Genomic DNA, 20,456 nt, shown 5'->3' with positions numbered 1-20,456 from the left:
TTATTCCTCTTGTTGCAAGATCGCCGGCACAAGTCCGGTATACGCCATGACAATCGGGTCATCGGCGTGGGCCTGTTCATATGCGGCGCGCAGTCGCATCGTCTCGCGCTCGATTTGACGGAAAGCCGCTTCATCATTGTTGAGCAGCCAGCGTAGCCAGCGCCCGTTCTTCACGTGCGGCACCTCATCGGCGTGGACAAAATCGTTGAGCAGGGCATACGGGAAATCGCCGCGCGCACGGGCGGTTTCGCGGTAGCGGATCAGATCCGGCATGCCTAGTTTTTCACCGCGCAGATGCAGATCATAGAGCCGATGCGGGAAGTCGAGGCTTATCCGATAGGCGTAGTTGCCGGGGATGACCGGAAAATCGCCCAGTTTGCCGCCCAGATGCTCCAGGTGCCGCTGATAGAGCACGGCGTGGCGCACTTCATCCCAAAGCTGGCGCGCCATATCAACGTGGTATTCCCAGGGCATCTCTGGATGCTCATAGAGGTTGCGACCGAGCAGTTCGGCGGCGTGCATCTCATTATCGGCATCGCGGTGCGCCATCATCAGCGCCATTTCGTGTTCATTGGCGGGTGGATGATCGGCGGCCCGCTCGCCGAAGCGGAAGCGCGCATCACGGGCGGCAATCGGCGGCGCCGGTCGCACCGTTTGGTCCTCGAAGGAACCGCTGGCTTCGCGCTCAGCCGCAGTTGCCGGGTCGGCGAAACTGCCGATCCCATCGCATGCCTCAGCCACAGCGGATTCGTAGTTCTGCGCAACGGCACGCGCCGCAGGCGAGAACGACTCGATCAGCGCCATGCCCTGGCTTATCTGTTCTTCTTCGTCGGCGTGGATTCGCGCAAGCAGATCCCAGGTTGGCTCATCAGCCAGTGATGCGCACGCCTGGTGATGAGCAGCATACGCTGCCGCAAGGCGCGGCTTCACCTGGCGATAGACCGCAGCAACGAATGCAGCGCTGTCGGGTGCATCATCGAGCAACCGCAACATCCGGCAGGTCGCCTCGCCAGGGTTGAGCGGCGCGCGGCGTGGCCAGCGCAGATCGATCAGACGGGACAGCCATGCATCGGCGTGCTGCGAATCCTGCCAGAGATGCCGTCCCAGCAGACATTTCAATTCCCACTCAGGCAGTTCGGCCATTCGTCCTGCCGCAATACGCATCAATTGCGCCTCAATATAGTGATAACGCGCTACCAGACGGGCCGTCTGGGCCACATCGAACCCGCTATCAAGCCGGTAACCGGCGTAGATGTCGTACATGGCTTGATCCTTCCTGGGAAAGCGGGTGAACGCGCATAGCCGTTCGTGCACCTATCTACCAATCAGCCACGGAACCGTCGGGATGGAAATAGCGTTGCACCAGTTCCGGTTGCCACGGGTGACGCGCCGCCTCGCGCTCATTCACCTCGATGCCTAATCCGGGGCGTGAGGGCGCCGCAACATACCCATCCCGCACCTCATGCTCCGAGTCGACCACATCGTATCGCCAGGGGACATCGTTGCTGATCGCTTCCTGAATCACCCAGTTTGGCGTTGCAGCGGCAAAATGAATGGCAGCCGCAGTTGCAATCGGCCCATTCGGGTTATGCGGCGCGACGGCCATCGAGTATGCTTCGGCGAGAGCGGCGATCTTGCGCGCTTCCCACAGACCGCCGCAGTGCGAAAGATCGGGCTGAATGATGTGGCAGGCGCGCCGCTCGAACACTTCGCGGAATTGATGTCGCCCCACCAGGCGTTCACCGGTGGCGATCGGGATGTTCGAGGCGCGGGTGACCTGAGCGGTGGCTTCGATATCCTCGCTGGGGCAAGGCTCCTCGAAAAAGAGCAGTCCATATGGCTCGAATGCGCGGCAGTAGTGCAACGCCATCGCCGGGGAAGCGCACCGTGCGTGGAGATCGACCATCAGATCGACACTGTCGCCGACCGCATCGCGCACGGCGTGCACCAGACGCTCGGCGTAGCGCACCGGACGCATGCCTTCGATAGGCTCAGTCCGCGGCACGGCCATGAACTTGATCGCCGTATACCCCTGCTCCTGGACTGCCAGCGCGCGTTCGGTAAACATTTGCGGATTGGTAGTTTCGTACATCTGTTCCATCTCGCCGCCGCCGAGATGGTTGTACACCCGAATGCGATCACGTACCCGACCACCAAGCAACTCATAGACCGGCACGTTCAACCATTTGCCTTTGATGTCCCACAGCGCCTGCTCGATGCCGCTGATGGCCGTCATACCCTCGATACCGGCGCGCCAGAAGTACTGACGGGTCATCATCTGATACAGGTGTTCGATACGCCGGGGGTCTTCACCGATGATCAGGCGACTGACATCGTCGACGGCGCCCACCACGCCTTTCGTTTTCCATTCGAGTGTCGCCTCGCCCCAGCCGTAGAGACCGTCCTGATCGGTTTCGACCTTCACAAAGATCCAGTTGCGCATCCGTGCGTGCACAACGAGTGTCGAGACGCGGGTAATTTTCATGCAGTTGCTCCATGGATATCATCTGTGCGGTCGCACGCGATAGTTGCCTTGAATCAGAGTTTCATGCGGGGATCGAGCCAGTCGCGCAATCCATCGCCAAGCAGATTCGCGCCCAGAACGGTGAGCGCAATCGCCGCACCCGGAAAGAAGCCGATCCACCACGCAAGACGAATGAATTGTCGTCCATCGGCAAGAATCAAGCCCCATTCCGGCGTCGGCGCCTGCGGTCCCATGCCAATGAAACTGAGGGCAGCGCCGGTGAGAATCGCGCCGGCGACGCCCATCGAAGACATCACGATCAACGGCGCGATCGTATTCGGCAGAATATGCCGCATCAGGATGCGGCGGTCGCTCAATCCGAGCACACGCGCCGCTTCGACGAAGCTATACTCGCGGAGCGACAGCGTGATGCTGCGAACCATCCGGGTGTAGTAGGGAATCCATGCGACGCCAATCGCAATCATAATGTTGATCAAACCGGGACCAAGCGCCGTGACGATCGCCAGCGCCAGCAGGATGATCGGCAGTGCGATCCAGACATCCATGATGCGCATCAGAAGCGCATCCAGCCAGCGCCCATAGTACCCGGCGATGAGTCCGAGCATTGCGCCGACGCCGGCAGCGATCAAGATGGGAACGACTCCCATCACGAGCGAGGTGCGCCCGCCATACAACACGCGCGCCAGCATATCGCGCCCATACTGGTCGGTACCGAAGGGATAGGTCGGATTCGGCGGTTGGAGCCGTTCCCAGATGTTCATCACAACCGGGCTGCGATTGGTGAACAGCGAAGGAAATGCGACGCCAAAGAGGATGACGGCGAGAAGCGCAGAACCAACCAGCAGTGAGCGATGGCGCCAGAAGGCGTGTTGCCAGCGTCGCGCTCGCAGCGCAATGGAAGTGGACGTATCACCGGTACGCAGCGGTTGTTGTACTGCCTGGCTCATGATGCACAGCGCCTCAGGAATAGCGAATCCGGGGATCGACAACGACATAGAAGATATCGACCGCCAGATTCACCAACACATACATGGTTGCCGCCACCAGGACACATCCCTGGACAACCGGGAAATCGCGGTTGATGACCGCCTGCGTCACCAGCGTGCCCAGTCCCTGTCGGGCGAAGACGTTTTCGATCACAACCGCGCCTCCCAGCAACGTACCAAACTGCATCCCGATCATGGTGATGATCGGAAGGAGGCCATTGCGCAGCGCGTGGCGCCAGAGCACGATATGATCGAGCAATCCCTTCGCGCGCGCGGTGCGCACATAGTCGGCATTCAGGATTTCGCCCATGGTCGCGCGCGTCAGGCGCACGATGATCGCTGCTTCCGCCAGCCCCAGCGCCATGGCCGGCATAATCAATCCGCGTGCGCTACGATCCTCGATAATCGGCAGCCATCCCAGCGTAACAGCAAACAACTGGATCATCATGAGACCAAGCCAGAATGACGGGATCGAAACGCCGAGCATAGCAAGAACGACTGCCGTCACATCCCAGAGGGTTCCGCGTTTGACAGCCGCCAGAATCCCCAGCGGCACGCCAATGACGATTGCCACTGCCATAGCCGCAATGGTCAATTGAACAGTTGCGCCAATGTTGGAGGCGATCAACACTGCGACCGGTTGACCGCCGAAGAGCGACCGCCCCAGATCGCCTTGAGCCAGTTTTGCCAGATACCGTCCCAACTGAACGTGGAGCGGGTCATTCAATCCAAGCGCCTCTCGCATCTGTTCCATCTGCTGGGCGCTCATCTTCAACTGTCCCTGCATGGCGGACACAGCGTCCCCCGGGATCAGGTGCACCAGGAAAAACGTGAGGATGACGATTCCGAACAGGATCGGAATCGTCAGCAGCATCCGCTGTGCCAGATACGCGCTCATTCGTTTATCCGCAGCGAGTCACTCGAAGTATGCCGGCGCAAAATACTTGTAGAAGCCGGTGCCATCGACGATGAATCCTTTCAGATTGTTTGCGTGGGCGACATAGAAGTACAGCTCGAAGATCGGAACCATCAGCGCATTTTCCATGATGAATCGCTGAATGTCACGATACTTTTCCTTGCGCTTCTCTGGATCGATCTCCGTCTCGGCATCGTTCAGCATCGCGTCCAATCTGGCGCCTTCTTCCCCCTTCAGGAAATGGCCCGAAGGAAAGGTTCCATACCCCTCTGAGTGCCAGTCACGCGTCATCTGGCTTGCAGAAGCGAAGACGTCCCCCATTGCCGGAACATGGTGCTTGCCGCTGGCAATCGCCTCGGTGTTCGATGGACCCTGGGTTGTGATGACTTTCGCGTCAAAACCGACCGCCTGAAGATTGGCTTGCAGCACGTAGACCCAGTCGTTCCAACCCTTGTTCTCCACAATGGTCACGGCAAGACGCTGACCGGCCTTGACACGAACGCCATCAGGTCCGGGAAGCCAGCCGGCTTCTTCGAGCAATTGCGCGGCTTTCTCAGGATTATACTCGTACATCTGCTCCAGCGCCGGTTCGTACTCCGGGAAGACGCGCGACAGCGGTCCGTATGCCGGTTCGACCATGTTGAAATAAACGCTCTCGATGATGCCCTGCTTATCAGTCGCGTAGATGATCGCTTTGCGCACATTCAGGTCATCGGTCGGCGCGAGGCTGGTATTGAGATAGTTCATCTGCGGCATGCCGGGCAGCAGGACGCCCGTCACGGTAAAGCGCGGATCGGTGCGGACACGCACGACGTCCTGGAATGGCAGGAGATCGACGAAATCGACCTCGCCGGCTTCCAGCGCCGCCAATCGGGTTTGCGCCTCGGAAGAAAAGCGAAAGATCACCTCTTCAATCAAGGGAGGTCCGCTCATCTGGAACATAGGCGAACCCCACGTCCACTCCGGATTGCGCACCAGGACAATCTGGCTGCCGCGCACCCATTCCTTGAACTTGAACGGACCGGTGCCAATTGGATTGAAACCGGCGTCGGCGCCGACCCGTTTCACATGGGCGGCATTACCAATTCCCAATCCCGGGTCGGCAAGCTCGATCAGAAGATCGGGACGCGGTGCGGTCAGCGTGAGTTCCACCGTGGTTTCATCGATTGCTCTGGCGCTATCAATCACCGCTTTGAGCGAGCCGGGTCCGCTACCGACCGGGTTATCACGCACGTACTCAAAATAGTCCACCACTGATTGAGCGGTAAACGGTGCGCCATCGTGCCATTTCACCCCCGGAACCAGTTTGAACGTCCATGTTTTCGCATCGTCTGAACGACTCCATTCGCGCGCCAGACCGGGGTAGATCTGCTGACTCTGGTCCATGTACACCAGGGTCTCGAAGATCTGGGCGGCGATCTGACGCTCGTTCACATTACCCGACATGGTGATGACGTCGATACTGGCCGGTTCGAGGTTGCCGAAGAACACCAGGCGTGACCGGCTGGTCGTTTGCGGCCTGGTCTCGGCAGGCGCCGCAGGGACGGAGGTGGGGGGCGGCGCCGCGCCTCCGGCTGATGTGGGCGTCGGAGCGCTCGGTTGGGGTGCGCCGCCGCACGCAAAGAGAATCTGCGAGCATAAGACCAGCAAAACCATGATCGTCAGGCGGGAACGTGCGGATGAGAGGTGGAGCATCATAGCAGTCTCCTTGCTACCGGATGAGGAATCCCGAATCGTTGCCAACACAGCCGCAACGCTCTACGGCTGGCGGAGAGGTCTGGCTGATATGTAATTGTATACAAGTATACGATTGCCTATTATAGAAGAAAATTAAGAAAAGTCAAGTAGCCGCGGGTCTGAGACCCGCGGCGGGTCTCAGACCCGCCGCCCGTTGTCCCGCCGGGGCGCCCCTGCCGCCCGTTGCCCGTTGTCCTGGCGGGGCGCCGGAGACCCGTCGCCGCCATACATCGGCCTCGTGGGAAGACGACGATCTTGACATTGTTCCCAATCGCGGTATGATTGCATACGAACAATAGTCTGATTCGTCCTATTATCAGTTTATGGTATACACAATGCTCACACCTATCGATCAATTTGCCCTGGAGAGAGCGCCCACGTTCCGCGAAGCGGCATACCATGCCATCAAGCAGGCGATCCTGAACGGTTCGCTGGAGTCGGGGCAGCCATTGGTTGAAGAGCGCCTGGCGGAGATGCTTCAGATCAGTCGCACGCCGGTGCGCGAGGCGCTGGCCATCCTGGAGCACGAAGGTCTGATCGCGCCGGTGTACCGGCGCGGATTGTTTGTATGCAAACTCACGCGCGAGCAGGTGATCGAACTCTTCATTGCCAATGAAGCGGTTGAGCCGTTTCTGGCGCGCCGCGCGGCGCACTATGCCAGCCCCGAGCAGACGGTGGCGCTTGAGTCTGCCATTCGCGACGGCGAAGCATGTGCGGAACGCAACGACATTGCCGGGTTTTTGCGTGCTGGGCGCATCTTCCACGCCGGTATCGGTCGCGCCGCCGGAAATCTGACGCTTGCCCGGTTCGTTGAGCGCAACGAAGAGCGCGTCGATCTCTTTCTCATGGGGTATCGCAAAGCCGTTGATGTTGAGATGATGCGCACATCCAATCGTGAGCACCGGGCCATCTACCGCGCCATCGTCCAGCGCGACCCCGATGCCGCTGCACGTCTGTCGATTTACCACCTGCAATCGGTGCGTGAGCGCTTTGCAGCGCTCGTTGGCGATGATGATCGCGACGATGCTCTACCTCTCGATAATCAGACGAAGGAGCCAATCGAATGACTATCACGAAAACGAACTCGATGCTGGTCGAGCGTGCCCGCCAGGTCATTCCGGGCGGGGTGAACTCTGGCAATCGTGCGCTTCCCTGGCCCATCGCGTTTGTGCGCGCCGAAGGCGCGTATCTGTTCGATGCTGATGAGCGCCGGTATCTTGATTATCATGCCGCCTTTGGTCCTATCATTTTGGGTCATAACCATCCGCAGGTGAACGCTGCCGTCGCCGAAACCATGAGCCGCATCGACATCGTTGGTGCAGGAGTCACCGATCTGGAAGTCGAACTTGCCGATCGGCTCAACTGCCATATTCCCTGCGCTGAGCGCGTCCTGCTGACGAACTCCGGTTCGGAAGCGACGTATGCCGCGCTCCGTCTGGCGCGTGCTGTCACCGGGCGCAACAAGATCATCAAATTCCAGGGGACGTACCACGGCTGGCACGATGCGGTGCTCATGAATGTCATCAGCCCGCCGGAGAAAATTGGTCAGCACGATCCGCTCTCGCTCGGCATGCTCCCCGACGTTATTCGTCAGACGATTGTGCTGCCGTTCAACGATACCGAAGCGGTTGCCGAAACGCTGCAACGCCAGGGCGAGGAGATTGCCGCCATTATCGTGGAGGTGATCCCGCACAATATCGGGTGTGTGTTGCCGCGACCGGAGTTTCTGCGAGCGCTGCGCGACCTGACACATCAGTACGGCGTCGTGTTGATCTTCGATGAGGTGATTACCGGGTTTCGCCACGCCCTTGGCGGATACCAGTCGATTGTCGGCGTGACGCCCGACCTGGCGACATTCGCCAAAGCCATGGCGAATGGGTTCCCGATTGCCGCGCTTGCGGGTCGTGCGGCATTGATGGATCGCTTCGCGCCAGGAGGAGGCGTGCTCTTTGCCGGAACCTACAATGGGCACAGTGTCGGTGTGGCGGCGGCGCTGGCAACCATTGCGGAACTGGAGAGCGGCGCTGTCCATGCCCACTGCTTTGCGCTGGCGCAGATCGCCGCCGATGGGCTGACGCAGATCGGCGCGGAACTGGGCATTCCGCTCACCGTGGCACGCTTCGGGTCGGTCTTCGTTCCCTACTTTATGGAACCCGGTCCAATTGAAAACTATACCGATCTGTTCCGCAACAACACGGCGCGGGACGTGTGGTTCCGCAAGACAATGTGTGAGCACGGCATCTTTATGATACCAACGGCGCTCAAGCGCAATCACGTGAGTGCGGCGCACACCCGCGCCGATATTGATCGCACGCTGGAAATCGCCCGTCAGGTGCTGCGCGCAATGCCGGCCGATCTCTAACGGGAGTGTATCTGGAAACTCGAAGCACTGGTTGGGTGAGCGAAGGCACTGCCTTCGCCCACCTAATCTTATGTGCTGCCGCGCAATCGCGGATCGAGGGCGTCGCGCAAGCCATCGCCCAGCAGATTGAACCCCAGCACCGTGATCACAATCGCAATGCCAGGAGCGATGGCAACCCATGGCGTCAGCTCCATGAAGCGACGTCCGCTGCCGAGCATCGCCCCCCACGACGGATCGGGCGGCTGCGCCCCAAGCCCCAGGAAACTGAGCGCCGCCTCTGCCAGAATGGCAGTGGAAAGAAGCAGCGATGTTTGAACAATCAGCGGCGCAGCGATGTTCGGCAGGAAATGGCGAACGATCAATCCAACCGGACGAACCCCAACCGCACGCGCGGCTTCAATATAGGCATAGTTGCGCACCGCCAGCATCTCACCGCGCACCAGGCGCGCATAGATCGGCGCGTAAACGATGCCAATCGCAATCATCGCATTGGTCAGGCTTGGACCGAGCAAGCCGGCGATAACAATCGCCAGCACCAGGCTCGGAATGGCGAACAGCATATCCACCAGACGCATGAGCAGGGTATCGACTCGCCCGCCGACATACCCGGCAATCAACCCCAGCGCACCGCCAAACACGAGCGCCAGGCTGACCGACACGGCTCCAACGTACAGCGAAATGCGCGAGCCATAGATCACGCGTGAGAAGATATCGCGGCCAAACTCGTCGGTGCCAAGCAGGTACTGCGCCCCCGGTTCGAGCAGGCGCCGCGATACCTGCGCCGTCGGGCTGTATGGGCTGATCACCGGCGCCAGCAACGCAGCCAGCACAACCAGCGCAATAATCGCCATACCAACAAGACCAGGGACATTCCGCCGCAATGCTGCGATCAGCGGCGAAGTGCGGCGACGCATAAGTGGCAGACCGCCAGCCCGTGCATCGGTGATGGCTGATGGACTAGTCATAGCGAATCCGTGGATCAACGGCGCTGTAGAGAAGATCGACCGCCAGATTGACAAGCACGAAGATCAACGACAGGAGCAGCACCGTACTTTGTACAACCGGATAATCACGATTATAAAGCCCGTTGATCAACAAAAATGCGATTCCAGGCAGCGAAAAGATCTGCTCGATGATCACCGAACCGCCCATCAACACGCCAAATTGGACGCCGATGACGGTCAGGACCGGAATGAACGCATTTTGCAGCGCATGACGCAGCAAAACCGCGCGATCGCGCAGACCTTTGGCATATGCCGTTCGGATATAGTCCTGGCGCAGCACTTCCAGCAGCGAGGCGCGGGTCATGCGCATGATGATCGCCATTGGTTGGAGCGCCAGCAAGAGCGCCGGCGCCAGCATGATCTGCATATTACGCCCAAAATCGACGAACGGCGACACCCAGCCCAGCGGCGGCGTCCAGCGAAACATCGTCGAACTGATGAGCAGAAACATCGTTGCCAGCCAGAACGCCGGAAACGAGAGACCGATCAACCCAACGATGCGCGTCAGCATGTCGGTGACCCCGTTGCGGCGCACCGCCGCGACAATCCCCAGCGGAATGGCAAACAGGCATGCAAACACGATCGCCATCACCGCCAGTTGGAGCGTAACCGGCATCCCCTGAGCGATGCTCTCCGCCACAGGGATGCCGGTGCGCATCGAGACGCCGAAATTGCCGCTCAGAAACCCGCCGATCCACTCCAGATACTGCACCGCCAGCGGGCGGTTAAGACCCAGGTTCTCACGAATCTGATCGAGTGTTCGCTGATCGGCCTGCGTATCGCCGCCGAAGAGAATATCAACCACATCCCCTGGCAACAGCCGCATCAGCGTGAAAATAATGAGCGACACCCCCGCCAGTGTCGGGATGACCAGCATCAGGCGTTGAAGCAGATAGCGGTTCATCGTCCTGCCAGGCTCACGCGGTCACGAAGATTTCGCGCAGCGCGGGGCGAAATGTCGTAAAAGCGACGTAGTAATTCTGCACCCGCTTTCGAACCGCCGAAAAACGATAGTCCTGGTAGAGATAGAGGTGCGGCGCTTCATCGAGCACAATCCGCTGAACTTTCTGCATCAACTCGCGGCGTTTTGCCTGATCGAGCGTCGCCATCGCCGCGTCATACGCCTCATTGAGTTCGGCGTTCTCCCACGCGGGGAACCAGTTGGTTTCCGCAATGCCCAGGCGACGAAAATCGTTGAGGTATCCGCTCACGTCGGCGCGCATGCCGCGCGCTGTAAAACACCACTCGAACTCGCCATTGGTCACGCGCTGCGCAAAGGCGCCGAACTCGATCTGCTCAATTTGCATCTCGATGTTCAACTGACGCAGTTGCTCCTGAACAATAATCGCGTTGTCGTTGGAATAGTTGGCAAAGGTCATCGCCGTCACCTTGAAACCATCAGCGTATCTGGCCTGCGCCATCAGTTGGCGCGCCTTCTCGACATCGACCTGATACGCGGCGCGCAACTCATCCTGGCTGAGGGGCCAGTCGCCATAGCCGGGCACGACCGGCCCGGTCAGTTCCGCTTCGCCCTCCATCACCTTGTCGATCAGTTCCTGACGGTCGATGGTCAGACTGATCGCCTGGCGCACCTCTTTGATGTCCCACGGCTTCCCGCCCTTTAGCGTGAACTGAAGCACCTTGGGTTGAGAGAAAAGACCTTTCAGAATGGTGATGTCCGCATCGTTCTGAAGTCGCCGCGCACCTAACGGTGTGACGTCCGTTCCGTCGATGTCGCCGGAGCGCAGCGCCGCAATACGAGCGTCTTCCTCCGGAATGACACGATAAATCAGTTGATCGACCTTCGGCTGTTCCGGGTTCCAGTGGTCGGCAAAGCGCTCATAGACGATTTCGGCGTTGGGCGTGTAACTGACCAGGCGGAAAGGACCGGTGCCGATCGCCTGGATCACAGGATTGATCTGCTGTGGCATATCGGCAGGAAAGATGTTCGTATAGCGCGACCAGGCGAACAGCCCTGGGATGGTCGGGTCGAGCTTTTTCAGATTGATGCGAATGGTCAACGGATCCACCACCTCGACCGTATCGAAGTTGGCGAAGAACGCTGCGCCTGGATTGCGACCATCGGGCGGATTGATGATGGTATCGAGCGAGAACTTGACATCCTCGGCGGTGAGTTCCTTGCCGTTGTGGAATTTCGCGCCCGAACGCAGTTTGAAGATATAGGTCGTATCATCCGGCGTCTCGAATGACTCGGCTAGCGATGGCTGCACCTTCAGATCGCGATCCCATACGAGCAGTGAGTCATATATTGGCTCACGCGCTTCGTAATTGTACTGCCCGGTAATGTTGATCCCGTATGGCTCCAGCGACACCGGATCGCCAAGCATTGCCCATGTGACCTTCCCGCCAGGAGCAGCCTGCGCGGCGGGTGCGGTCGTCGGCGCAGCGGGTGCGGTCGTCGGCGCAGCGGGCGCGGCGCCGCCACAGGCCTGTAGCGCCAGAGCGCCCCCGCCTGCCGCAACGAGGCGTAGAAACGCGCGTCGGTTCAGCATGCGTTCAGTCGGTCCTGTGGGATCAGAGCGTTGGTCGTCCATGAGTGTTCACTCCTTAGATGTTCAAACAGAGAACCTTTGCTGCTAGCGGCTGTATGTCTCAGTCTTGCATACAGTCAACGTCGAGGAACGCTCCTTGCGGTCGCTCTATGAGGTATGGTTAATGCAATTGTCTGGAAAATACCGGACAATTTCGGACAATTGGGATGGGATATATCCTAACATGGAGACAAGATGGTGTCAATAGTCGAGGTTATTGGGACAAAACGTGAATTGTCCGGCGTCTTCGCTTATGTCTGAGCGCACACAAAGGCACGGAGATTTTTGCTGGCGCGAATAATCCCCGGGTCAACTGACGGTCCGGGTGCGCGGGCGTCCCGCCCGTATGCGAGCTAGAGACCATACCCGAGTTGCCCCGAGGATTCTTCGCACGAACCGGATGTTTTAGAGGCTATCCGAGAAAATGCCACGAGAAGTAAGACCGGGCGGGCGAAGGCAATGCCTTCGCCTAACCAGACGGATAGACTCTTACTCAGCAGGAGTCGCGTACCACCGTCAATCGTTGAAGCCGCCATTGTCATCCGCCGCTGAGTCAGGAGCCAGAAATCAAGAACCCGATCCGCTGCGTTCAACCGCGCACCTGCAACCTTGCAATCCTTATTACATTGCATGCGCCCGCTCAACAAACTTCGCACCACGCTATGACTCTGGTACTACCCGGTATCACTCCTCTCTGTCGGTTAGGTGCGGGACACAAATCCCCCTTTGATTAAAGAGAGGTTAATTCTATACTACTCACCATAGTGCGGGCTCCAAGGGCCACGCCATCGCCGCAACACAGGGAGGCTGTGATCGCCTCGGCGTTGTGCTGTACGTCGGGTCGGACCCGAGGCATCACCGGACGCTCTGTGTGTAAAAGTAAGGAGAAGTCCAGATGAATCTTCACTCCGCTCAGCAGGTCTCTGTTACGGCTCCCATCGGCAATCCGGCGAGTTCTGGCATCCCCCCTGTTCCCGATGAAAAAATCCCGGTTTCGCGTCAGCATCTCGAGCAACTTCAGCGCCACATTCGCCTTGGATACGAACGCTTCCCTACCCGTCATCTGCGTCAGTCGCTCCTGATCATCGAGCATATACTCAAGCATCGTTAGGAAAACAGGATCTTTCTATGATCACCCGCTGATTGTCGCGGACGGCTGTGGAGGAGGTGCAGGTTTTTTCGGTGGGATGTCTGCGGCGTGTCCCTACGTCGCATCGTCCGTTTCGGTTATCGGGATAACCCTCGTTCCTCTGCTTCCACGAGGCGAGCAGAGGGACGGGGGATATGCGCCTTACAGAGGTGATTTTTTTTGAGCACGTCCTCGCATTGCTCCATTCGTTTGGGTCGTCAGGGTGTTCTCCACCTCCAACCTTTTTCAAGAGCGGATTTTCAGGCAAGCCCTGCGTCGTATCACTCGTTTCAGGCATCAGAATGCGCCGGTACGGGTGCAGTGCCACCGCGCCCCAATGCCCCCTGCTCGCACGCGACGTGTCAGCGGTCAACCGTCGGGAAGTCTCGTAAGGACGTGGCGCCTCGCCCCGGCGCCTCTTCCCCCTGTGGGCGCAGGAGAGCGGGGAATGAGGGAAAAACGGACACTATACTAACTTGTGGTCAGTCAAACAAGATGTTCGCGCGTTCATTGTGCATTGACTTCACTGCAAAAAGCTGCAACCACGAAGATTACCAAGGGACACACAGGAAATGCGCTTCATTTTTACGAACCTTCGTGCGTTTCGTGTCCTTGGTGGTTGAGCCTTCCATGACTTCACGGCACAAAGCGAACCACGAAGGTCACCAAGGGACACGAAGGACATGCGCTTCATTATTTTTATGAACCTTCGTGCGCTTCATATCCTTGGTGGTTGAGCCTTCCATGACTTCACGGCACAAAGCGAACCACGAAGGTCACCAAGGGACACGAAGGACATGCGCTTCATTATTTTTATGAACCTTCGTGCGCTTCATATCCTTGGTGGTTCAGCCGGTGTGCAGTGGACTCAATATTGTCCAAAGTATCAGGACGCCAGTAGGGGCAAGGCGCCGCCGTCCCCTGCTCGCGCGACATGCTGGCGCGCTTGAAAACGTCGCTCTTGAGAGACGAGGGAATGGAAGGGAGCAGTGCGGATGGCGAGAAGAGCAGCGGCAAGCGCCAGCGCATCCTTGCACAGGTATGGTGAGCGGTACTATAATTGTATGGGACAAGGTCACGACAGATGCGCCTTGCGCGGCGATCGAATGAAGGAGCAACCGCTGTGCCCTGGTCAACGATCTCTGCTGCAGCGCCAGACACGCCGCCTGCTGAGGACTCCTTCCGCTACGGCTGGCGTTACGTGCCGCGCCCAACTCCCGACGCCCCGCACCATCTGGAACAGGTTCCGCTGACGCTGGAAGACGTCCTGCATCCAGAGGAAGGTGACCAGGTGCTGTGCAACTACGACCATCAGCGGCGCGTGCGTTATCTGGCGGATGTCTTCCTTACCCGCGTTGCCGACCATCCTGACGCGGTCGTGCTCAGTGACGTGCGCATCGCCTGGGATGTGCCCGGCTTGAAGGCGCACGGACCGGATGTGATGGTCATCTTCGGCGTGCAGGTCATCCGCAACTGGAGCATGTTCGATGGAGCGGTGGAAAGAGTGCGTCCGACGCTGATCGTCGAGGTGACCTCGCCGGAGACGCATGCGCTCGACCTGGAGGTGAAGACAGCGCACTATGCGTTGGCGGGTGTGCCGCTCTACGTGATTGTGGACGCCTATGAGCAGCGTGGTGAGGCGCTGGTGCGCGTACTCGGCTACGATCTGGCGGATGCGACGTATCGCCGGCTGGTTCCGAATGAGCAGGGATGGCTGTGGCTGGAGCCGTTACGGGTTTGGATCGGGGTAGAGGGACGTCAGGTGTATTGTTTCGACGAGCAGCAGCGGCGGATCGGCGATTACGCTACGTGACGACGATCGTGAGCGAGTCAGAGGAGCAGGTGGCAGCGGCCTGGGCAGCGGCGAAAGCCGAAGCGCGGGCGCGCCTGGAAGCCGAAGAACAGGCGCGGCGCGAAACCGCAGCCCGTGAAGCCGAAGCGCGGGCGCGCCGCGAAGCGGAGGAACGGGCGCAGCAAGAAGCCGAACGGGCGCAGCAGGAAACCGAAGTGCGCGAGGCCGAAGCCCGCGCCCGCGCCGCAGCCGAAGAACAGGCGCGCCGCGAAGCCGCAGCCCGCGCCGCAGCCGAAGCGCGCCTGCACGCGCTCGAGACGGAACTGCGCCGGTTGCGCGGCGAGGGGTAGCGGCGCCCTGCACGGGATAGAGCGAGGCGCCTGCCCGGCGGTTGATGGACATTAAGCGGGCTGACGAATGAATTCGCGCCTGCGGGCCTCCGGCCGGCCACCCGCCTGCGCGCGGGACAGCGTCGGCGCAGGCCGATGCCCGGCGCGCACGCGCCCCGAGGCGCGGTTTCAACCGCCAGTCAGGGTATGCCGATCTTAATTAGAGCGTAATTAGAGCGTAAGAACAGCCACACAATCTGCTACTTTGTATCGATATGCTTTGTAGTACAGATCAACGTTCAACCTTCCAACCTTCAACTTTCAACCTCCCCGCCCGCCTGATTCATGGCGGCTTTGTATGTGAATCGATGCGATTTTGCGACACACGCTCCAGCGTAAGAAGGCTATACTGGCAGCGTGAATCGTGACAAAGGCCCTGGATTGCGAGGCAGCGAATGAGCCATAAGCGCCTGTTACGCTCCACTGACGTGCGAGATGTCTATCATCAGGAGTATTTCCTTCAGCGTGTCGATGGGTATGACCAGTTTGCCCACTTTGATGGGACGCCGCAGACACTGTTTGACCGAGCGCGTCGCAATCTTGAACTTCTCGACGTTCATCCGGGAGAATACGTTCTGGATCTGGGATGTGGTCGCGGTGAAGTGACAATTGCTGCTGGTTTCCTCGGAGCAATTGCGATTGGGTGTGATTTCTCCCATGATGCGGTCGTGCTGGCACGGCAGAAGTTAAAGACCATTATGCAAAATAGCGGTAGAGAAATTCAGGCATCTTTTCTGTGCGCAATTGCCACGGATGGTATTTTTCGTTCCAATATATTTGATAAGGTTCTGATGTCTGAGTTTATAGAGCATGTTTCATCGCTTGAAAGAGGAATTATTCTCAAGAACGTTAGAAAATGGCTGAAACCTGGTGGCAGGTTGCTTGTTTATACATTTCCTAATCGGTGGTCACGACATACACACCCCCTGATGCGATGGTACGTGCGCTGGAGAAATGGAATCGATATTGGTGAGCGTCCTGATGACACCCTCCATCCTGATTACACTAAACTCCATCTCAATGAACAGAGTTACCTGTCGCTCTATGTTGCGCTCTGGCGCGCAGGATTTCGAGGGGTCCGCGTCTGGTTCGATAGCCCGGCTCCTACCGGGCGATTGAGCATAGTCAAACGCTCACTTCTGTACAACATGCTGTTTGGCGGAAACCTCACAGCTGTGGGGATAAAGTGAAGAATATTCCGAGTTTTATGCGTGTCACGGCCGTGCGTGATACGTCGCACAAGCCATCATCACTGCTGTACAGCAGCATACACTCATTCGCCACCAGTATTCTCTCGGTTGTGATCGGTCTGGTGAGCAGTATTGTGATTGCACGGGGGTTCGGTCCGACGGCGAAAGGAAGCGCCGACCTGATCGTAGCGACCGGCGCGTTACTGGCGATGTTCTTCGGATTGTCGCTTCCGTCCGGGGTTGTCTATGTCGTAGCACGTGGACGTGCGATCATTAATGGGTTACTGGTGCGTCTGGCGCTGATTGCATTGGTTCAGACATTGCTGGCAACGGTTACATTGGCAGGACTTGTGCAAACGACGCTGGCGCCAGCCCTTGTACCGCCAGGAAGTGAGCGCTGGGGAGTGATTGCCGTTGCGCTCCTTGTCCTTGGAAGCCTGCTGGCGGGACATTACCGGAATGTGCTGATCGGTTTGCAGGAAATCCCGCGCGTTAATCTCATCAATTTGTACGGGCAGATCGTGACGTTGATCGCGATTCTGATCTTCATCTGTGTGGCATGGCTCCGGGGTCGACAACTGACGGCAGAAGCACTGGTGTGGTTGCAGGTCGGTGGCGCCATAGGGATCGCGTTCCTCTTCCTGTGGTCGCTCCGACCGTGGCTGATCGGTTCGATCCGGCAGGAAAGCGGCTTATCCGAAGTCATACGATACTCGCTCCCATCGTATCTGGCGAATATGGCGCAATTTCTGAATTATCGCCTCGATATCTTCTTTGTCGGTTACTTTGTGGGGGTCAAAGGCGTAGGGCTGTACTCGCTGGCAGTGGGCAGTGCACAGTTGTTGTGGCTGATTTCTGGAGCTACATCACAGGTATTGCTGCCCAATGTCGCTTCTTCTGAAGATCGCGTAAGCACTCAGCAGCGAACAGCGCGCGTGTCTCGTCTCTCGTTGTGGTTGAGCATCGTGCTGGCGGGGGGCTTGGCGTTGGGAGGAGAAATGCTGTTGCCGCTGGTGTTTGGCGCTGCATTTCGAGAGAGCGTCCCGGCACTGATGTGGTTGTTGCCGGGCGTTACGATCTTTAGCGTCGCCAATGTCATCGGCTCGTACCTTGCTGGCATCGGCAAGCCACATCTGAACCTCGCTGTCGCCCTGGTTGGTCTGGTTGTCACAGTAGCGCTGGATTTCGTGCTCATTCCGTGGCTGGGAATCATCGGAGCAGCGATTGCCAGCAGCATGTCGTATCTGGCGACAACCCTGGCGATTGTTGCCATTTTCATGCACGAAACGAGGATACCTGCAGCACAGGTGCTGCTCATAACCGGAGATGATTTGAGCCTGATCGCTGCAATGATACGACGAAAAGCGGGAGAGCAGAGTGCGACGTAGAATCCTCATTCTGGCCGACTGGTACCCGAACGCAACGGCGCCGGTAAGTGGTGCGTTTATTAGGGATCAGGCGCAACTGCTGGCAGAACGCTTTGAGGTGACAGTTCTGGCAGTGCAGGCCATAGGTTTGCGTGCTGCGTTTTGCAATCGTTCTCGCAGTGGCGTCGAATGCGACGGAAATCTTGCCGTGTATCGTTTGTATGCGCCAACGCCGCCATACATTCCACACCTGCATCTCTTGAGCAGCGCTCATTATGCCTGGCGAGCACTACAACGATACATTCGCTTTCACGGCCGTCCCGACCTCATTCACGCACATGTTGTTCTGCCGTGTGGATGGGTAGCAGCGCGAGCATCGCAGGCATGGAATATTCCGACAGTGCTGACTGAACACACCGGTCCTTTCAGTGTACACCTTTACACTTTCCTCCAAAGGCGGTTGGTGCGCGAAACGATGAGCAGCATCCCGGTGCTAGCAGTAAGTCCGGCGCTTAAGCAGCGTATTCTTGAATTTGTGCCAACAGCTGATGTGCGTGTGCTGGGAAATGTGATTGGAACGCGCTTTTTTACGCCTGATGAGATGCCGCCAGAACGAATACCATCAAAAAAGAGATTCCTCACGATCAGCCTTTTGACGTATCAGAAAGGGCTCGATTATCTGCTGCATGCTGCTGCATTGCTTCGTACACGAGTTGGACTCCTTTTTGAGCTGGTAATCGGTGGCGATGGACCAGAGCGCCAGCGGTTAGAACAACTGGCTCAGCAGCTTGGCTTAACCGACATCTGTCGCTTCGTCGGTCTTCTGGATCGGACGCAGGTGCGAGACTGGATGCGCTGGTGCGATGTGTTTGTTCTGCCAAGCATTCACGAAACGTTCGGTGTTGTGCTGGGTGAAGCGATGGCATGCGGGAAACCGGTGATCGCCACACGCTGCGGCGGTCCTGAATACGTCGTCGAGGAAGGGTGTGGTCTTCTCGTTCCGATAGCCGATGCTCAGGCGCTTGCTGATGCTATGGCGCAGTTTCTGTTGGATCAGGTTCAGTACGATCCGGCGTTTATTCGAGAAAGCGTTTGTCGTCGTTTTGGCGAGGAAGCATTTTTACGGAACATTGAGACAATCTACAACGAAATCTGGTCAGCCAATGAGTAGAATGTCAGCATCCCGCCCAACCATCTGCATTATCTCTTTTTCCCCCATTGCCCGCGATGCGTGGGTGCTGCGGCAAATCCACTACCTGGCGCCGCACTACGATCTGGTTGTGCTGGGGTACGGCGCGCCGCCGCAGCGCTGGCGGAATGTCGAGGGCGCGCGCTGGTTCTCCGTCGATTCGCCGCGCTGGCGTGATTTGCAACACTTCAAAGCGCTGCTGGTGGCGGGGAGGGTGTGGCGACCTTCCACCTGCTACGAACTCTGGTACTGGCTGCAACGCCTTTATCGCCAGGCGTTTGAGCGGCTTCGGCACATCCGCGCTGATCTGGTTTTCGCCAATGATTGGTCGGCGTTGCCGCTGGGGTGGCGGCTGGCGGCGCGCTGGAATGCGCCAATGATCCTCGACCTGCACGAGTATGCGCCGCTCGAATGGGAAGAACAGTGGACATGGCGAGTGTTCGCCGCGCCGATGATTGTCGCCTTTTTGCGTCGATATGCGGTTCACGCCGCTGCAACGCTGACCGTCGCGCCGGATATTGCCCGGCGCTATCACAAAGAGTTTGGCTTTCTGCCGACTGTCGTGCTGAACGCACCAGAATACGCTCCGGTTGAGGATCACACGGTCAATCCGCATACAGTGCGCCTGATCCACCATGGCGGCGCCATCCGCGCGCGCGCGCTGGAGTTGATGATCGATACTATTCGGCTCTGCGATCGGCGCTACCATCTCTCGTTCATGCTCGTCGGCGATGAGGGGTATATCCGGTATTTGCAGATCTACGCCGACCGGGTTGCGCCGGGACGGGTCACGTTTCTCGATCCGGTTGCGCCAGATAAGATCGTGTCGCAGATTGCACCATTTGAGATGGGTTTCTATTTACTCCAACCGACAAATTATAACCATAGCGTTGCTCTGCCGAATAAGGTATTTGATTTCATCCACGCCGGTCTTGCAGTCTGCGTGGGTCCCTCCCCCGGCATGGCGGCGTTCGTGCGCGAATGGCAGTGCGGCGTGGTCGCGCCGTCGTTCGAGCCGGCGGAGGTCGCTGCGACGCTGAACCGCCTTGGAGTCGAGGAGATCCGGGCGATGCGCCAGGCTGCGCGCGTCGCTGCCGCCGCGATCAATGCGTCCACCGAAATGACGAAGGTTGTGGAATTGTGCAACCGGTTACTCCGGCGCGTGCAGGCGGCGAGGTGAGGGTAAGGCGAGAGGTGAGAGGTGAGAGGTGAGAGGCGAGAGGTGAGAGGCGAGAGGTGAGAGGTGAGAGGTGAGAGGCGAGAGGTGAGAGGCGAGAGGCGAGAGGTGAGAGGTGAGAGGTGAGAGGCGAGAGGTGAGAGGCGAGAGGTTCAAGAGCCTCTTAACCTTCAACCTTCAA

At 58.5% G+C, this 20,456-nt stretch carries 17 protein-coding genes; 9 read left to right on the top strand and 8 right to left on the bottom strand.

Annotated elements, in window-relative coordinates:
* From AC3EA7_RS00195 to AC3EA7_RS00175, 5 genes are read right to left on the bottom strand one after another with little or no spacing between them, the layout of a single operon-like run.
* Entirely contained in the window at positions 1–1,263 is a 1,263-nt protein-coding gene (locus tag AC3EA7_RS00195) for a DUF455 family protein (RefSeq protein ID WP_488612003.1), read from the bottom strand.
* Between the two features lie 55 nt (positions 1,264–1,318).
* Positions 1,319–2,485: a galactonate dehydratase gene (gene dgoD, locus AC3EA7_RS00190; protein WP_488612002.1), complete on the bottom strand. Its 1,167-nt coding sequence runs from the start codon at positions 2,483–2,485 to the stop codon at positions 1,319–1,321.
* Positions 2,486–2,538: 53 nt separating this feature from the next.
* A complete protein-coding gene (locus AC3EA7_RS00185; RefSeq protein WP_488612001.1) occupies positions 2,539–3,480 on the bottom strand; it encodes an ABC transporter permease in 942 nt (313 codons plus the stop codon).
* A complete protein-coding gene (locus AC3EA7_RS00180; protein ID WP_488612000.1) occupies positions 3,446–4,369 on the bottom strand; it encodes an ABC transporter permease in 924 nt (307 codons plus the stop codon). Before AC3EA7_RS00180 ends, AC3EA7_RS00185 begins: the two co-directional genes overlap by 35 nt.
* Before the next feature lie 18 nt (positions 4,370–4,387).
* On the bottom strand, positions 4,388–6,085 hold the full coding sequence (locus tag AC3EA7_RS00175) for an ABC transporter substrate-binding protein (protein WP_488611999.1): 1,698 nt from the start codon (positions 6,083–6,085) through the stop codon (positions 4,388–4,390).
* 374 nt (positions 6,086–6,459) lie between these two features.
* Here AC3EA7_RS00175 and AC3EA7_RS00170 point away from each other — a divergent pair, with 374 nt between their 5' ends.
* Entirely contained in the window at positions 6,460–7,191 is a 732-nt protein-coding gene (locus tag AC3EA7_RS00170) for a GntR family transcriptional regulator (protein ID WP_488611998.1), read from the top strand.
* Positions 7,188–8,486: an aspartate aminotransferase family protein gene (locus AC3EA7_RS00165; protein WP_488611997.1), complete on the top strand. Its 1,299-nt coding sequence runs from the start codon at positions 7,188–7,190 to the stop codon at positions 8,484–8,486. Before AC3EA7_RS00170 ends, AC3EA7_RS00165 begins: the two co-directional genes overlap by 4 nt.
* A 68-nt stretch (positions 8,487–8,554) precedes the next feature.
* Here AC3EA7_RS00165 and AC3EA7_RS00160 read toward each other — a convergent pair whose 3' ends face one another.
* From AC3EA7_RS00160 to AC3EA7_RS00150, 3 genes are read right to left on the bottom strand one after another with little or no spacing between them, the layout of a single operon-like run.
* Complete coding sequence (locus AC3EA7_RS00160) at positions 8,555–9,451, bottom strand: ABC transporter permease (protein ID WP_488611996.1); 897 nt, start codon at positions 9,449–9,451, stop codon at positions 8,555–8,557.
* A complete protein-coding gene (locus tag AC3EA7_RS00155; RefSeq protein WP_488611995.1) occupies positions 9,444–10,394 on the bottom strand; it encodes an ABC transporter permease in 951 nt (316 codons plus the stop codon). The genes AC3EA7_RS00160 and AC3EA7_RS00155 overlap by 8 nt, the downstream gene beginning before the upstream one ends.
* 13 nt (positions 10,395–10,407) lie before the next feature.
* The gene (locus AC3EA7_RS00150) at positions 10,408–12,045 is read right to left on the bottom strand and encodes an ABC transporter substrate-binding protein (RefSeq protein ID WP_488611994.1); all 1,638 of its coding nucleotides are present in this window, start codon (positions 12,043–12,045) and stop codon (positions 10,408–10,410) included.
* An 892-nt stretch (positions 12,046–12,937) separates the two neighbouring features.
* Here AC3EA7_RS00150 and AC3EA7_RS00145 point away from each other — a divergent pair.
* From AC3EA7_RS00145 to AC3EA7_RS00115, 7 genes are all read left to right on the top strand, one after another.
* Positions 12,938–13,153: a hypothetical protein gene (locus tag AC3EA7_RS00145; protein WP_488611993.1), complete on the top strand. Its 216-nt coding sequence runs from the start codon at positions 12,938–12,940 to the stop codon at positions 13,151–13,153.
* Between the two features lie 1,141 nt (positions 13,154–14,294).
* Complete coding sequence (locus AC3EA7_RS00140) at positions 14,295–14,984, top strand: Uma2 family endonuclease (RefSeq protein WP_488611992.1); 690 nt, start codon at positions 14,295–14,297, stop codon at positions 14,982–14,984.
* Entirely contained in the window at positions 14,939–15,313 is a 375-nt protein-coding gene (locus AC3EA7_RS00135; RefSeq protein ID WP_488611991.1) for a hypothetical protein, read from the top strand. The genes AC3EA7_RS00140 and AC3EA7_RS00135 overlap by 46 nt, the downstream gene beginning before the upstream one ends.
* A 434-nt stretch (positions 15,314–15,747) precedes the next feature.
* Positions 15,748–16,542 carry a class I SAM-dependent methyltransferase gene (locus tag AC3EA7_RS00130; protein WP_488611990.1) on the top strand — a complete coding sequence of 265 codons (795 nt, stop codon included), beginning with the start codon at positions 15,748–15,750 and terminating at the stop codon, positions 16,540–16,542.
* A gap of 17 nt (positions 16,543–16,559) precedes the next feature.
* Entirely contained in the window at positions 16,560–17,930 is a 1,371-nt protein-coding gene (locus AC3EA7_RS00125) for a flippase (protein WP_488611989.1), read from the top strand.
* Positions 17,920–19,080 carry a glycosyltransferase gene (locus AC3EA7_RS00120; RefSeq protein ID WP_488611988.1) on the top strand — a complete coding sequence of 387 codons (1,161 nt, stop codon included), beginning with the start codon at positions 17,920–17,922 and terminating at the stop codon, positions 19,078–19,080. The genes AC3EA7_RS00125 and AC3EA7_RS00120 overlap by 11 nt, the downstream gene beginning before the upstream one ends.
* Position 19,081: 1 nt before the next feature.
* Positions 19,082–20,278, top strand: a complete 1,197-nt coding sequence (locus tag AC3EA7_RS00115) for a glycosyltransferase (protein WP_488611987.1) — start codon at positions 19,082–19,084, stop codon at positions 20,276–20,278.
* Positions 20,279–20,456 lie beyond the last annotated feature (178 nt).

It is taken from the genome of Roseiflexus sp. (assembly GCF_057785375.1).
This window is presented reverse-complemented; position numbering and strand designations above follow the sequence as displayed.

Excerpts from the sequence above, each read along its gene's own strand:
- AC3EA7_RS00155 (WP_488611995.1), bottom strand. The coding sequence starts at position 10,394 with ATGAACCGCTATCTGCTTCAACGCCTGATGCTGGTCATCCCGACACTG.
- AC3EA7_RS00175 (WP_488611999.1), bottom strand. The coding sequence starts at position 6,085 with ATGATGCTCCACCTCTCATCCGCACGTTCCCGCCTGACGATCATGGTT.
- AC3EA7_RS00125 (WP_488611989.1), top strand. The coding sequence starts at position 16,560 with ATGCGTGTCACGGCCGTGCGTGATACGTCGCACAAGCCATCATCACTG.
- AC3EA7_RS00145 (WP_488611993.1), top strand. The coding sequence starts at position 12,938 with ATGAATCTTCACTCCGCTCAGCAGGTCTCTGTTACGGCTCCCATCGGC.
- AC3EA7_RS00170 (WP_488611998.1), top strand. The coding sequence starts at position 6,460 with ATGCTCACACCTATCGATCAATTTGCCCTGGAGAGAGCGCCCACGTTC.
- AC3EA7_RS00185 (WP_488612001.1), bottom strand. The coding sequence starts at position 3,480 with ATGTCGTTGTCGATCCCCGGATTCGCTATTCCTGAGGCGCTGTGCATC.
- AC3EA7_RS00115 (WP_488611987.1), top strand. The coding sequence starts at position 19,082 with ATGTCAGCATCCCGCCCAACCATCTGCATTATCTCTTTTTCCCCCATT.
- AC3EA7_RS00165 (WP_488611997.1), top strand. The coding sequence starts at position 7,188 with ATGACTATCACGAAAACGAACTCGATGCTGGTCGAGCGTGCCCGCCAG.
- AC3EA7_RS00150 (WP_488611994.1), bottom strand. The coding sequence starts at position 12,045 with ATGGACGACCAACGCTCTGATCCCACAGGACCGACTGAACGCATGCTG.
- AC3EA7_RS00180 (WP_488612000.1), bottom strand. The coding sequence starts at position 4,369 with ATGAGCGCGTATCTGGCACAGCGGATGCTGCTGACGATTCCGATCCTG.
- AC3EA7_RS00130 (WP_488611990.1), top strand. The coding sequence starts at position 15,748 with ATGAGCCATAAGCGCCTGTTACGCTCCACTGACGTGCGAGATGTCTAT.
- AC3EA7_RS00195 (WP_488612003.1), bottom strand. The coding sequence starts at position 1,263 with ATGTACGACATCTACGCCGGTTACCGGCTTGATAGCGGGTTCGATGTG.
- AC3EA7_RS00160 (WP_488611996.1), bottom strand. The coding sequence starts at position 9,451 with ATGACTAGTCCATCAGCCATCACCGATGCACGGGCTGGCGGTCTGCCA.
- dgoD (WP_488612002.1), bottom strand. The coding sequence starts at position 2,485 with ATGAAAATTACCCGCGTCTCGACACTCGTTGTGCACGCACGGATGCGC.